The organism is Nocardioides caricicola (assembly GCF_039541135.1).
Taxonomy (GTDB): domain Bacteria; phylum Actinomycetota; class Actinomycetes; order Propionibacteriales; family Nocardioidaceae; genus Nocardioides; species Nocardioides caricicola.
The window spans coordinates 1-12,691 of sequence record NZ_BAABFQ010000010.1 but is presented as its reverse complement, the minus strand read 5'-3'; the positions used below and the strand labels follow the sequence as shown (position 1 = coordinate 12,691).

Below are 12,691 nucleotides of genomic sequence, written 5' to 3'. Positions count from 1 at the left end.
GCTACATCTTCCGGTTGTAGCTGCGCACCGAGAGCGGCAGGAAGATCGCGACCACGATCCCGCAGCCGAGCAGCGCCCAGCCGACGTTCGCGGTCACGGCGCCCTCGTTCATCAGGTCGCGCAGCGCCGAGATGACCAGCGACACCGGGTTGACGTTCACGAACGCCTCCAGCCAGCCCGGCAGCGTCTCGGCCGGGACGAACGCGTTCGACAGGAACGTCAGCGGGAACATCACCATCATCGAGATGCCCTGCACGGCCTGCGCGCTGCGCGCCCGGGTGCCGAAGTAGGTGAAGATCCACGCCAGCGACCAGCCCGCGACCACGGTCAGCACCCAGCCGGCCAGCACACCCGGTACGCCGCCGCCGGGCCGGTAGCCCATCAGCACGCCGGTGAGGATCGTCAGCGTTGCCGCGGTGGCGTAGCGGATCAGGTCCGCGACCGCCGGCCCGACCAGGGGAGCGATCCGGGCGATCGGGAGGGACTTGAAGCGATCGAAGACGCCCTTGTCCATGTCCTCCCGCAGCTGGATGCCGGTCGCCATGCAGGCGGTCAGCGCGGTCTGGGCGAGGATGCCGGTGATCACGATCGGGAGGTAGTCCTCGACGCTGCCGGAGATCGCGCCGCCGAAGATGTAGGCGAACATCGCGGTGAACAGCAGCGGCTGCAGCGTGACGTCGAACCACTGCTCGGGATTGCGGCGCATCTTCTTCAGCGCGCGCCACGCCATCGCCAGGCTGTGGTCGACCGTGTCGCGCAGCGACGGACGGGCGACGACGGTCCGGTCCAGGACCTCGGTCGTCTCGCGCTCGGGGAGCAGGGTGGTCATCGGACGACCTCCATCGGGGAGTCGGTCTCGTCCTCGGCGCCGTGGCCGGTGATGGCCATGAACACCTCGTCGAGGGTGGGCTTCTGGACCGTCGCGCTCGCGATCGACAGCCCGGACTGGCGCAGCGCGATCAGCACGTCGGCGGCCCGGTTGGCGTCGGTGAGCGCGGCGTTCATGCCGCCGGCCTCCGGCGTGAGCACGGGCTCCTCGCCGAGGACGCGCCGTACGACGTCGACCGCCTCGGCGGTGTCGGCGGCCTCGGACATCCGCAGCTGCAGCGTCGAGCTGCCCACGGACGTCTTGAGCTCGTCGGGCGTGCCCTCGGCGACCTTGCGGCCGCGGTCGATCACCGCGATCCGCCCGGCCAGCTGGTCGGCCTCGTCGAGGTACTGGGTCGTGAGCAGCACGGTGCTGCCGCCGCGGATGAGGTCGCGGATGGTGTCCCACATCTGACCGCGGGTGCGCGGGTCGAGGCCCGTGGTCGGCTCGTCGAGGAAGATCAGCGGAGGCTGGGAGATCAGGCTGGCGGCCAGGTCCAGGCGCCGGCGCATGCCGCCGGAGAACGTCTTGATCTGCTTGTCGCGTGCCTCGCTGAGGCCGAACCGCTCGAGCAGGTCGTGCGCTGTGGCCCTCGACCGCGACGACGAGAGCCCCTGCAGCCGGCCGAAGAGCCAGAGGTTCTCGTAGCCGGTGAGGTTCTCGTCGACCGAGGCGTACTGCCCGGTCACGCCGACGAGCTGACGGATCATGTGCGGCTCGCGGCGTACGTCGACGCCGAAGATGCGGGCCTCGCCGCCATCCATCGACAGCAGCGTCGCGAGCATCTTGAGGGTGGTGGTCTTGCCGGCGCCGTTGGGGCCGAGCACGCCGAAGACCTCGCCGCGACGGACCTCGAGGTCGACGTGGTCGACCGCGCGGTGCTCGCCGAACGTCTTGACCAGACCGGCGGCGGCGACGGCCAGGTCGGTGTCAGGTACTCGTGTCATGCGACCACAGTGGGGTGGGCCGGTTTCAGCCCACCTTCACCGTGGTTTCAGTCAGTTGATCGCCTGGTTCACGCAGCGCCGGAAGTGGTCGCTCACCGCCGGGTCGCCGGTGACGGAGACGGCCGTGTCGTCGCCTCGGCGCCACAGCCAGGCGTCGAGGTCGGCCGCGGTCCCGCTGACGACGGCGTCGGGCGCGCCCTCGCGCGGGTCCGTCTTCGAGATGTCGTCCTCGTCGTAGCTGGTGCCGCTCTCGGGATCGGTCCCGGTGAACCGGCCGGTCGCGACCCACACGGACTCGTCGCGGTCGGTGATGTCGACCCGCACGACCCCGCCCGTGCCGTCGAATTGTCCCCACGCGGGAGTGCCCCCGAACATGACGTCGAGGGCCTCGTCGACGCCGTCGGCGGCGAGGGCCGGGTCCAGCGTCGTGACCTGTCCGGCGGTCTGCTCGGCGTCGAGACGGTGGATGAGCGCCTCGTGCGCCTGGCGGCGGAACGTGAAGCCGACGGTCTGATCGGGCGACCAGCTCCACGCCGGCTCGGCGGGGTCGGCGGCGGCAAGGGCCGCGCCCAGCCGGGCGTCCTGCTCCGCGTGCAGCGCCAGCAGCTCGTCGTACGCCGTCGGCAGCTCCGGCTCGGTCCAGTCCTCGGCGGGGCCCTCGGGGCGCTGCTCGATGATCGTCGACCAGAACATCAGCACGCCCGCGTGGTGGCCGAGGAGGTCGCGCGCGGACCAGTCGGGACACCCTGGGACCCGCGCCTCCGGGTCGCAGCCGGTCAGCACCTCCCGCAGCCGGGCGGAGTCGGATCGGAGGTGTCGCAGGTACTCTTCGTACGGAAGTCGGGCCATGGCGCGAACCTAGACGCCCCCACGACACGCCGCATTCGCAATTCATGAACATACGAACCTGTGTATAGTCATGCGCATGCCGAGCATCAAGATCGCGGTTGCCGGAGCCAGTGGGTACGCCGGCGGCGAGCTGCTGCGCCTGTTGCTGGCCCACCCCGAGGTCGAGATTGGCGCCCTCACGGGCGCGTCCAACGCGGGCCAGCCGCTGGGGGCACTCCAGCCGCACCTCGTCCCGCTCGCCGACCGGGTGCTCGTCGAGACCAGCCTCGACACGCTGCGCGGCCACGACGTGGTCTTCCTCGCGCTCCCGCACGGGCAGTCCGGCGACATCGCCGCGCTGCTCGGGGCGGCCGACCCCAGCACGGTCGTCATCGACTGCGGTGCGGACTTCCGGCTCGCCGACCCCGCGGCTTGGGACAAGTTCTACGGCGGCAACCACGCCGGCACCTGGCCCTACGGCCTGCCCGAGCTCCCCGGCCAGCGTGAGCAGCTCACCGGCGCGACGCGCATCGCCGTCCCCGGCTGCTACCCGACGGTCTCCACGCTGAGCCTGGCCCCGGCCGTCGCTGCCGGGATCGTCGAGCCCGACGTCACCGTCGTGGCCGCATCGGGCACCAGCGGCGCCGGTAAGGCCGCGAAGCCGCACCTGCTCGGCAGCGAGGTCATGGGCAACGCCAGTGCGTACGGCGTCGGCGGCGCGCACCGGCACACGCCCGAGATCACCCAGAACCTCTCGAAGCTGACCGAGGGCACCGTCCGCGTCAGCTTCACCCCGCTGCTGGTGCCGATGCCGCGCGGCATCCTCGCCACCTGCTCGGCGAAGCTCACCGGCACCGCTACCGCCGACGACGTCTACGAGGTCTACGCCAAGGCGTACGCCGACGAGCCCTTCGTCCACCTGCTCCCGCAGGGGCAGTGGCCGCAGACCAAGTCCGTCACCGGATCCAACTCCGTTCACTTGCAGGTGACGGTCGACGAGGACGCACGACGAATGATCGCCGTCGGTGCCGTGGACAACCTGTCCAAGGGCACCGCCGGCGCTGCCGTCCAGTGCATGAACCTCGCGCTCGGCCTCGACGAAGGGCTGGGCCTCTCGACCGTAGGAGTAGCCCCATGACTGTCACCGCCCCCCAGGGTTTCCGCGCCGCCGGCGTTGCCGCCGGCCTCAAGTCCACCGGCGCCAAGGACGTCGCGCTCGTCGTCAACGACGGCCCGACGTTCGACTCGGCCAGCGTCTTCACCGCCAACCGCTGCAAGGCCAACCCGGTCCTCTGGAGCCAGGAGGCGGTCAAGGACGGCACCGTCCGCGCGGTCTTCCTCAACTCGGGCGGGGCCAACTGCTACACCGGCCCCGAAGGCTTCCAGACCACGCACGCGGTCGCCGAGGCCGTCGCGGACAAGCTCGGCTTCGGCGCGATCGACGTGGTGGTCTGCTCGACCGGCCTGATCGGGCTCACCAACGACCGCACGCAGGTCCTCGCCGGCGCGGCCGCGGCGTACGACGCGCTCTCGGCCGACGGGGGAGACGACGCCGCGCACGCGATCATGACCACCGACTCGGTCAGCAAGCAGGTCGTCGTCGAGGGTGCCGGCTGGACGATCGGCGGCATGGCCAAGGGCGCCGGCATGCTCGCGCCCCAGCTGGCCACCATGCTCGTCGTCCTCACCACCGACGCCGTGGTCCCGGCCGCAGACCTCGACACCGCGCTGCGCGCCGCCACCCGGGTCAGCTTCGACCGGCTCGACTCCGACGGCTGCATGTCGACCAACGACACCGTGACCCTCATGGCCTCCGGTGCCAGCGGCATCACGCCGAGCCTCGACGACTTCACCGCCGCGCTCACCCAGGCCTGCACCGACCTCGCGATGCAGCTGCTGAAGGACGCCGAGGGCGCCGACCACGAGATCGCGATCACGGTCCTGAACGCCGCCACCGAGGACGAGGCCGTCGAGGTCGGCCGCAGCGTCGCCCGGTCGAACCTCTTCAAGGCGGCGGTCTTCGGCAACGACCCCAACTGGGGCCGGGTGCTCGCCAGCATCGGCACGACCAGCGCGCAGTTCGACCCGGCCGACCTCGACGTCGCGATGAACGGCGTCTGGGTCTGCAAGCAGTCCACGCCGTACGCCGACCCGTCCGAGGTCGACCTGAAGCCGCGTGAGGTGAGCGTGACCATCGACTTGAAGTCCGGTCCCGAGCGGGCGACGGTCTGGACGAACGACCTGACCCACGCCTACGTCCACGAGAACAGCGCGTACTCGTCATGAGCGTCATCGACCACGTCCACCACGACCCGTCGAAGCCGGACCCGGCCAAGGCCCGCACGCTGGCCGCCGCGCTGCCCTGGCTGAAGCGCTACCACGGCAAGATCGTCGTGGTGAAGTACGGCGGCAACGCGATGACCGACGAGACGCTGAAGCGGGCGTTCGCCGAGGACATCGCCTTCCTGCGGTTCGCCGGCTTCAAGCCGGTCGTCGTCCACGGCGGCGGCCCGCAGATCTCGCAGATGCTCGACAAGCTCGGCATCGAGTCCGAGTTCCGCGGCGGTCTCCGCGTCACCACGCCCGAGGCGATGGACGTCGTCCGGATGGTGCTCGTCGGCCAGGTGCAGCGCGAGCTCGTCGGGCTGATCAACGAGCACGGCCCGCTCGCGGTCGGCTGCTCGGGGGAGGACGCCGGCCTGTTCACGGCGACCACGACCGGCACCGTCGTCGACGGCGAGGAGATCGACCTCGGCCTGGTCGGCGAGGTCACCGAGGTGCGCCCCGAGTCGGTGCTCGACCTGATCGAGGCCGGCCGGATCCCGGTCGTCTCCAGTGTCGCGCCCGACCTCAGCGGGGTCGTCCACAACGTCAACGCCGACACCGCCGCCGCCGCGCTGGCGATCGCGCTGGAGGCCGAGAAGCTGCTCGTGCTCACCGACGTCGAGGGCCTCTACCTCGACTGGGGGAAGTCCGACGACGTGATCGGCGAGATCAGCCCGGAGGCGCTCGAGGAGATCCTCCCGACGCTCGCGTCCGGCATGATCCCGAAGATGGGCGCGTGCCTGCAGGCCGTGCGCGGGGGAGTCCCGCGCGCGACGGTGGTCGACGGCCGCGAGCCGCACGCCGTGCTGCTCGAGCTCTTCACGAACGAGGGCGTCGGCACCCAGGTGCTGCCCGGCGTTGAGACCAAGACCCGGAAGGCGAGGGACGCCCAGTGAGCAGCTACCAGGAGCGGTACACCGCCTCGGTGATGAACACGTTCGGCCCGCCCGCGCTCGTCCTCACCCGCGGCGAGGGCGCGCACGTCTGGGACGCCGACGGCAACGAGTATGTCGACCTGCTCGGCGGCATCGCGGTCAACGCGCTCGGCCACGGCCACCCGGCCCTGGTCGAGGCGGTCACGACCCAGCTGCAGACGCTCGGCCACGTGTCGAACTTCTTCACCTCCGAGCCGCAGGTCGAGCTCGCCGAGAGGCTGCTCGAGCTGGTCGGCGTGGGTGCCGGCGGCGGCAAGGTGTTCTTCACCAACTCCGGCACCGAGGCCAACGAGGCCGCGTTCAAGATGACCCGGCGTACCGGCCGCACTCACGTGGTCGCCGCCGAGACCTCCTTCCACGGCCGCACCATGGGCGCGCTGGCGCTGACCTCGAAGGAGGCGTACCGGGCACCGTTCGAGCCACTCCCGGGTGACGTCACGTTCGTCCCGTACGGCGATGCCGACGCGCTCGCCGCCGCCGTCACCGACCAGACCGCCGCGATCCTGCTGGAGCCCCTGCAGGGCGAGGCGGGCGTGAATGTGGCGCCCGAGGGCTACCTCGCGGCCGCCCGCGCGATCGCCGACCAGCACGGCGCGCTGCTGTGGCTCGACGAGGTGCAGTCCGGGATGGGCCGCACCGGTCAGTGGTTCGCCTTCCAGGGAAACTCGGTGGTTGAGGAGGGCGCGCAGCGCCCGTCTCGAAACCAAGTGCGCCCCGACATCGTCACGGTCGCCAAGGGCCTCGGCGGCGGGTTCCCGATCGGCGCCTGCATCGGGATCGGCGCCGCGGGCGACCTGCTGCAGCCCGGCAACCACGGCACGACCTTCGGCGGCAACCCCGTCGCCTGCGCGGCCGCGCTCGCGGTGATCCGCACGATCGAGGAGGAGAACCTGCTCGAGCACGTGACCGTGCTGGGGCAGAAGATCCGCGACGGCCTCGCCGCCGACCCGCGCGTCACCGAGGTCCGCGGCGAGGGTCTGCTGATCGGGCTGGACCTGGTCAGCGAGTCGTCCGCCGACGTCCTGCTCGCCGCGCGCAGGGCGGGCTTCATCGTCAACAACGCGACGCCGAAGCGGATCCGCCTGGCTCCGCCGCTGATCCTGAGCGAGGACGACGCCAACGCGTTCCTGGCCGCGTGGCCGGGCATCCTGGACGAGGCGGGCGTATGAGGCACTTCCTGGCGGACGACGACCTGACTCCGGAGGAGCAGGCGCGAGTCCTCGACCTCGCCTTCGAGCTCAAGCAGGCGCCGTACGACGCGAAGCCGCTGGCCGGCCCGCGCACGGTCGCGATGATCTTCGACAAGCAGACCCTGCGCACGCAGGCGTCGTTCGCGGCCGGCATCGCCGAGCTGGGTGGCTACCCAATGCTCGTCGACGGCTCGCTCGCCGGCATCGGGGTGCGTGAGTCGGTCGCCGACGTCGCCCGGGTGCTCGGGCGCCAGGCGTCGGTGATCGTGTGGCGCACCTACGCCCAGTCCCGGCTCGAGGAGATGGCCGAGCACGCCGGCGTCCCGGTCGTGAACGCGCTGACCGACGAGTTCCACCCCTGCCAGCTGCTCGCCGACCTGCTGACGGTGCGCGAGCACAAGCAGCAGCTCGCCGGCCTGACGGTCGCGTTCGTCGGCGACGGTGCCAGCAACATGGGCAACTCCTGGCTGCTCGCCGGCGCCACGGCGGGGATGCACGTGCGCATCGCCTCGCCCGACGGCTACCTGCCCGAGGCCGCGATCGTCGAGCGTGCCGCGAAGATCGCGGCCGGCACGGGCGGCTCCGCCACCACAGGGACCGACGCGGTCGCCGCGGTGACCGGCGCGGACGTCGTCGTCACCGACACCTGGATCTCGATGGGCAAGGAGGAGGAGGCGGAGGCCCGCGCCGCGGTGTTCGCGCCGTTCTCCCTCACGACCGCCCTGTTCGAGCACGCCCATCCCGACGCGATCGCGATGCACTGCCTGCCGGCGTACCGCGGCAAGGAGATCGACGCCGAGGTCATCGACGGACCGCAGAGCGTCGTGTGGGACGAGGCCGAGAACCGCCGCCACGCGCAGAAGGCGATCCTGACGTTCCTGGTCGAGGAGGCCATGTCGTGAACGACGCAACGCTGCGACCGACGACCAAGAGCTCGCGACACCACCTGATCGTGGAGCTGGTCACGCACGGCGAGGTGCGCTCCCAGGCGGAGCTCGCCGGCCGGCTCGCGGAGCGCGGCGTGCACGTCACCCAGGCGACGCTGTCGCGCGACCTCGTCGAGCTCGACGCGATCAAGGTGCGCGCCCCCTCCGGCTCGCTCGTGTACGCCGTGCCCAGCGAGGGCGGCGACCGGCGACCGGCCGCGCCCGTGGAGACCGCAGCCGCGGCCACGCGCCTCGCCAAGCTGTGCAGCGAGCTCCTCGTCGGGGCCGACGCCAGCGCCAACCTGGTCGTGCTGCGGACCCCGCCCGGGGCTGCGAACTTCCTGGGCTCCGCGATCGACAAGGCGGAGCTCCCCGAGATCCTGGGCTCGGTCGCCGGCGACGACACGGTCCTCGTGATCTCGCGTGACCCCGAGGGGGGCGCCAAGCTCGCGCAGCGGTTCCTCGCCCTCGCCTCCAGCCAGCAGTAGCCAGCCACCAGCAGAAGGAAGACATCTCTTGAGCAAGGTCCTGACGTCCCTCCCGGTCGGCAAGCGTGTCGGCATCGCGTTCTCGGGAGGCTTGGACACCTCGGTGGCGGTGGCGTGGATGCGCGCCAAGGGTGCGATCCCGTGCACCTACACCGCGGACATCGGCCAGTACGACGAGCCGGACATCAGCGGGGTGCCCGGCCGCGCCTACCAGTACGGCGCCGAGCTCGCCCGCGCCGTCGACTGCCGCCGCCAGCTGGTCGAGGAGGGCCTGGCCGCGATGGCCTGCGGCGCCTTCCACATCCGCTCCGGCGGGCGCGCCTACTTCAACACGACGCCGCTCGGCCGCGCCGTCACCGGCACCATGCTGGTCCGCGCGATGCACGAGGACGACGTCGACATCTGGGGCGACGGCTCGACGTTCAAGGGCAACGACATCGAGCGTTTCTACCGCTACGGCCTGCTCGCGAACCCGTCGCTGCAGATCTACAAGCCCTGGCTGGACGCCGACTTCGTCACCGAGCTCGGCGGTCGCGCCGAGATGAGCCAGTGGCTGACCGAGCGCGACCTGCCCTACCGCGACTCCCAGGAGAAGGCGTACTCGACCGACGCCAACATCTGGGGCGCCACCCACGAGGCCAAGACCCTCGAGCACCTCGACGTCTCGCTCGAGGTCGTCGAGCCGATCATGGGCGTGAAGTTCTGGGACCCGTCGGTCCAGATCGAGACCGAGGACGTGACGATCGAGTTCCGCGAGGGCCGGCCGGTCGCGATCAACGGCACGACGTACGACGACTCGGTGGCGCTGGTCCTCGAGGCCAACGCCATCGGCGGCCGGCACGGACTCGGCATGTCCGACCAGATCGAGAACCGCATCATCGAGGCCAAGTCGCGCGGCATCTACGAGGCGCCGGGCATGGCGCTGCTCTGGATCGCCTACGAGCGGCTGCTGAACGCGATCCACAACGAGGACACGATCGCGCTCTACCACGGTGAGGGCCGCCGCCTCGGCCGGCTGCTCTACGAGGGCCGCTGGCTGGACCCGCAGGCGCTGATGCTGCGGGAGTCCATCCAGCGCTGGATCGCCTCGCTGGTGACCGGCGAGGTCACGCTGCGCCTGCGCCGCGGCGAGGACTACTCGATCCTGCGCACCGACGGCCCGGCGTTCTCCTACCACCCGGACAAGCTCTCGATGGAGCGCACCGAGAACGCCGCCTTCGGTCCCACCGACCGGATCGGCCAGCTCACCATGCGCAACCTCGACATCGCCGACTCGCGCGCCAAGCTCGAGCAGTACGCCGCGCAGCCGCTCGACCAGGGCCAGGTCCTCGTCGAGCACGGCACGCTGTACGGCGCCCTCGAGGCAGGCGGCGCGGAGCGGATCGCGCGCAACCCGGAGGCCCTCGACGAGCCCGACGAGGTCGCCCTCGACCAGGCCGCGATGGAGCTCGGCACCGACTGATGAGCCGACCCGTACGGCACCGCACCACCGGCCGGGTGCTCCCGGTCAACGGCAACGGCGAGGTCCTGCTCCTGCACGGGTGGGACCCGGTGCGCCCGGAGGCGCCGTACTGGTTCAGCATCGGCGGGGCCGCCGACCACGACGAGTCGCTCGCCGCGGCCGCCGCGCGCGAGATGCGTGAGGAGACCGGCCTGGTGATCTCGGCGGACGACCTGGGGGAGCCGGTGGGCCACGAGCTCGCGGAGTTCGACTGGGGCTTCTGGCACCTCGTGCAGGACCAGACCTACTTCGCCGTCCGTCTCGATGACACCGCCGATCTGCACTTCGACGGCCTCGAGCCGCTGGAGCGCGGCACGATCGACCAGGCGGCCTGGTGGACCCCCGACGCGCTGGACGCCGACGGGTCTGCAGCGAACGAGCAGCTGACCACGATGATGAGAGCCGCAGTGCGGCAGATCCTGGGAGAAGCATGAGTACGAACACCGGCAAGCTGTGGGGCGGGCGCTTCGAGGGCGGTCCGTCGCCGGAGCTGGACGCGCTCTCGCGGTCGACGCACTTCGACTGGCGCCTGGCGCTGTACGACATCGCCGGCTCCCACGCCCACGCCAAGGCCCTGGGCGCCGCCGGGTACCTCACGCCCGAGCACCAGGCGGAGATCCACCGCGGCCTCGACGTGCTCGCGCAGCGCTACACCGACGGCACGCTGCAGCCGGACCCCTCCGACGAGGACGTCCACGGCGCGCTCGAGCGGCTGCTGCTCGAGGAGATCGGCCCCGACATCGGCGGCCGACTGCGCGCCGGGCGCAGTCGCAACGACCAGATCGCCACGCTGTTCCGGGCGTTCCTGCTCGACCACGCGCAGACGGTCTCGCGCCAGGTTCTCGACCTCGTGGAGGCGCTCGCCACCCAGGCGGAGGCCCACCTCGACGTGATCATGCCGGGGCGCACGCACCTGCAGCACGCCCAGCCGGTCCTGCTGTCCCACCACCTGTTGGCCCACGCGTGGGCGCTGCTGCGCGACGTCGACCGGCTCGCCGACTGGCGCCGCCGTACCGCGGCCGAGTCGCCGTACGGCGGGGGAGCGCTGGCCGGCTCGAGCCTCGGGCTCGACCCCGAGCTGGTCGCCTCCGAGCTGGGCTTCCTGGGCTCGTCGCCGAACTCCATCGACGGCACCGCCTCGCGCGACTTCGTCGCCGAGTTCGCCTACGTGGCCGCCCAGATCGGCGTGGACGTCAGCCGAATCGCAGAGGAGGTCATCCTCTGGTCGACCCGTGAGTTCGACTTCGTGACGCTGCACGACTCGTGGTCGACGGGGTCGAGCATCATGCCGCAGAAGAAGAACCCGGACATCGCCGAGCTCGCCCGCGGCAAGGCCGGCCGCCTGATCGGCAACCTCTCCGGGCTGATGGCCACCCTCAAGGCGCTGCCGCTCGCGTACAACCGCGACCTGCAGGAGGACAAGGAGCCGGTGTTCGACTCCGTCGACACCCTCGAGGTCCTGCTCCCGGCGTTCACCGGGATGATCGCCACGCTCGTCTACAACCGCGACCGGATGACCGAGCTGGCGCCGCAGGGCTTCTCGCTCGCCACCGACATCGCCGAGTGGCTGGTGCGCGAGGGCGTCCCGTTCCGCATCGCCCACGAGGTCGCCGGCGCGTGCGTGCGCCGCTGCGAGGAGCTCGGCATCGAGCTCGCGGACCTCACCGACGAGCAGTTCGCCGAGATCTCCCCGGCGCTGACTCCCAGCGTCCGCGAGGTCCTCACCATCGAGGGGTCGGTCGCCTCGCGGACCGGCCGCGGCGGCACCGCCCCGGTCCGGGTCCGCGAACAGCTCGCCGAGCTCCGTGGTCGCCTCGCCTGACCTGTCCGGCCCCGTGCTCGACGTGGCGCCGGGTCTGCTCAACGCCGTGCTCCGCCACGGCGACGTCGCCGTACGGCTCACGGAGGTCGAGGCGTACGACGGCGCGAACGACCCCGGCTCGCACGCCTTCCGTGGCCAGACCCCGCGCAACGCCGTGATGTTCGGCCCGCCCGGGCACCTGTACTGCTACTTCACCTACGGCATGCACGTCTGCTGCAACGTCGTGTGCGGCCCTACCGGGTCGGCCAGTGCCGTCCTGGTCCGCGCCGGCGAGGTCGTCGACGGCATCGAGACCGCCCGTGAGCGTCGTCCCGGCGCCACGGACCGCGATCTCGCGCGCGGCCCGGCCCGGCTGTGCCGCGCGCTCGGCATCGAGCTCACCCATGACGGCACCGATCTGGCAGCGGGCCCGATCACCCTCGAGCCGGGGGAGCGTCCCGATGCCGTGTCGACGGGTCCCCGCGTCGGGTTGCGGGGTGCTCCGGAGCGGCCGTGGCGGTTCTGGATCACCGGCGATCCGACGGTCTCCGCCTACCGTCCGGCGGCCCCGCTCCGGCGTAGATCGCGCTGAGATCACGCTCAGATCGACCCCGGTTTGGCACCTCTGCAGAGCGCGTGTAATGTTCTCTCTCGCCGCGGCAAGCGGCTCCCACTCCCGGCCGAGAGGCCAGTCTGGATGGGGGTCTTCTTGGCGTGGCCTGGCAGAGCAAGAGACCGGATCAGCGCCAAGTTGACCGGGCCGAGCAAAGCCGGTAAGTTTCTGCAGGTTGCCCCGCAGCGGGTCCGAGAGGGCCAGCACGGTGTGCGTCTGATTCTTGAGAACTCAACAGTGTGTCATAGTCGACGAATTAGTTTGTAATG

The 12,691-nt window shown here is 71.2% G+C and carries 13 protein-coding genes; 10 read left to right on the top strand and 3 right to left on the bottom strand.

What is annotated here, in order from left to right; genetic code table 11:
• Position 1: 1 nt before the first annotated feature.
• The 3 genes from ABD875_RS20915 to ABD875_RS20905 are packed head-to-tail and all read right to left on the bottom strand — an operon-like array spanning position 2 to position 2,664.
• Positions 2 to 829: an ABC transporter permease gene (locus tag ABD875_RS20915; RefSeq protein WP_345181938.1), complete on the bottom strand. Its 828-nt coding sequence runs from the start codon at positions 827 to 829 to the stop codon at positions 2 to 4.
• Positions 826 to 1,815: an ATP-binding cassette domain-containing protein gene (locus ABD875_RS20910; RefSeq protein ID WP_345181936.1), complete on the bottom strand. Its 990-nt coding sequence runs from the start codon at positions 1,813 to 1,815 to the stop codon at positions 826 to 828. The genes ABD875_RS20915 and ABD875_RS20910 overlap by 4 nt, the downstream gene beginning before the upstream one ends.
• Before the next feature lie 51 nt (positions 1,816 to 1,866).
• Positions 1,867 to 2,664 carry a maleylpyruvate isomerase family mycothiol-dependent enzyme gene (locus ABD875_RS20905; protein WP_345181934.1) on the bottom strand — a complete coding sequence of 266 codons (798 nt, stop codon included), beginning with the start codon at positions 2,662 to 2,664 and terminating at the stop codon, positions 1,867 to 1,869.
• Between the two features lie 70 nt (positions 2,665 to 2,734).
• Between ABD875_RS20905 and argC the strand changes: the two genes are divergently transcribed.
• The 10 genes from argC to ABD875_RS20855 are packed head-to-tail and all read left to right on the top strand — an operon-like array spanning position 2,735 to position 12,401.
• Positions 2,735 to 3,781 carry an N-acetyl-gamma-glutamyl-phosphate reductase gene (gene argC, locus ABD875_RS20900; RefSeq protein ID WP_345181932.1) on the top strand — a complete coding sequence of 349 codons (1,047 nt, stop codon included), beginning with the start codon at positions 2,735 to 2,737 and terminating at the stop codon, positions 3,779 to 3,781.
• On the top strand, positions 3,778 to 4,929 hold the full coding sequence (argJ, locus tag ABD875_RS20895; protein WP_345181930.1) for a bifunctional glutamate N-acetyltransferase/amino-acid acetyltransferase ArgJ: 1,152 nt from the start codon (positions 3,778 to 3,780) through the stop codon (positions 4,927 to 4,929). The genes argC and argJ overlap by 4 nt, the downstream gene beginning before the upstream one ends.
• Positions 4,926 to 5,864, top strand: coding sequence for an acetylglutamate kinase (gene argB, locus ABD875_RS20890; RefSeq protein ID WP_345181928.1), 939 nt, complete (start codon positions 4,926 to 4,928; stop codon positions 5,862 to 5,864). Before argJ ends, argB begins: the two co-directional genes overlap by 4 nt.
• Complete coding sequence (locus ABD875_RS20885) at positions 5,861 to 7,072, top strand: acetylornithine transaminase (RefSeq protein WP_345181926.1); 1,212 nt, start codon at positions 5,861 to 5,863, stop codon at positions 7,070 to 7,072. Before argB ends, ABD875_RS20885 begins: the two co-directional genes overlap by 4 nt.
• The gene (gene argF, locus ABD875_RS20880; protein WP_345181924.1) at positions 7,069 to 7,995 is read left to right on the top strand and encodes an ornithine carbamoyltransferase; all 927 of its coding nucleotides are present in this window, start codon (positions 7,069 to 7,071) and stop codon (positions 7,993 to 7,995) included. The genes ABD875_RS20885 and argF overlap by 4 nt, the downstream gene beginning before the upstream one ends.
• Entirely contained in the window at positions 7,992 to 8,507 is a 516-nt protein-coding gene (locus tag ABD875_RS20875; protein WP_345181922.1) for an arginine repressor, read from the top strand. Before argF ends, ABD875_RS20875 begins: the two co-directional genes overlap by 4 nt.
• Positions 8,508 to 8,535: 28 nt before the next feature.
• Positions 8,536 to 9,969: an argininosuccinate synthase gene (gene argG, locus ABD875_RS20870; RefSeq protein WP_345181920.1), complete on the top strand. Its 1,434-nt coding sequence runs from the start codon at positions 8,536 to 8,538 to the stop codon at positions 9,967 to 9,969.
• Positions 9,969 to 10,442 (top strand): NUDIX hydrolase, encoded by a 474-nt coding sequence (locus ABD875_RS20865; RefSeq protein WP_345181918.1) that lies wholly within the window; start codon positions 9,969 to 9,971, stop codon positions 10,440 to 10,442. The genes argG and ABD875_RS20865 overlap by 1 nt, the downstream gene beginning before the upstream one ends.
• Complete coding sequence (gene argH / locus ABD875_RS20860) at positions 10,439 to 11,830, top strand: argininosuccinate lyase (protein WP_345181916.1); 1,392 nt, start codon at positions 10,439 to 10,441, stop codon at positions 11,828 to 11,830. The genes ABD875_RS20865 and argH overlap by 4 nt, the downstream gene beginning before the upstream one ends.
• Positions 11,814 to 12,401, top strand: a complete 588-nt coding sequence (locus tag ABD875_RS20855) for a DNA-3-methyladenine glycosylase (RefSeq protein WP_345181914.1) — start codon at positions 11,814 to 11,816, stop codon at positions 12,399 to 12,401. Before argH ends, ABD875_RS20855 begins: the two co-directional genes overlap by 17 nt.
• The last annotated feature ends 290 nt before the right edge of the window (positions 12,402 to 12,691 follow it).

What these genes read in the sequence shown, in the direction of transcription:
- argC (WP_345181932.1), top strand. Translation starts at nt 2,735, where the DNA reads ATGCGCATGCCGAGCATCAAGATCGCGGTTGCCGGAGCCAGTGGGTAC.
- ABD875_RS20915 (WP_345181938.1), bottom strand. Translation starts at nt 829, where the DNA reads ATGACCACCCTGCTCCCCGAGCGCGAGACGACCGAGGTCCTGGACCGG.
- argF (WP_345181924.1), top strand. Translation starts at nt 7,069, where the DNA reads ATGAGGCACTTCCTGGCGGACGACGACCTGACTCCGGAGGAGCAGGCG.
- argJ (WP_345181930.1), top strand. Translation starts at nt 3,778, where the DNA reads ATGACTGTCACCGCCCCCCAGGGTTTCCGCGCCGCCGGCGTTGCCGCC.
- ABD875_RS20905 (WP_345181934.1), bottom strand. Translation starts at nt 2,664, where the DNA reads ATGGCCCGACTTCCGTACGAAGAGTACCTGCGACACCTCCGATCCGAC.
- argH (WP_345181916.1), top strand. Translation starts at nt 10,439, where the DNA reads ATGAGTACGAACACCGGCAAGCTGTGGGGCGGGCGCTTCGAGGGCGGT.
- ABD875_RS20865 (WP_345181918.1), top strand. Translation starts at nt 9,969, where the DNA reads ATGAGCCGACCCGTACGGCACCGCACCACCGGCCGGGTGCTCCCGGTC.
- ABD875_RS20910 (WP_345181936.1), bottom strand. Translation starts at nt 1,815, where the DNA reads ATGACACGAGTACCTGACACCGACCTGGCCGTCGCCGCCGCCGGTCTG.
- argB (WP_345181928.1), top strand. Translation starts at nt 4,926, where the DNA reads ATGAGCGTCATCGACCACGTCCACCACGACCCGTCGAAGCCGGACCCG.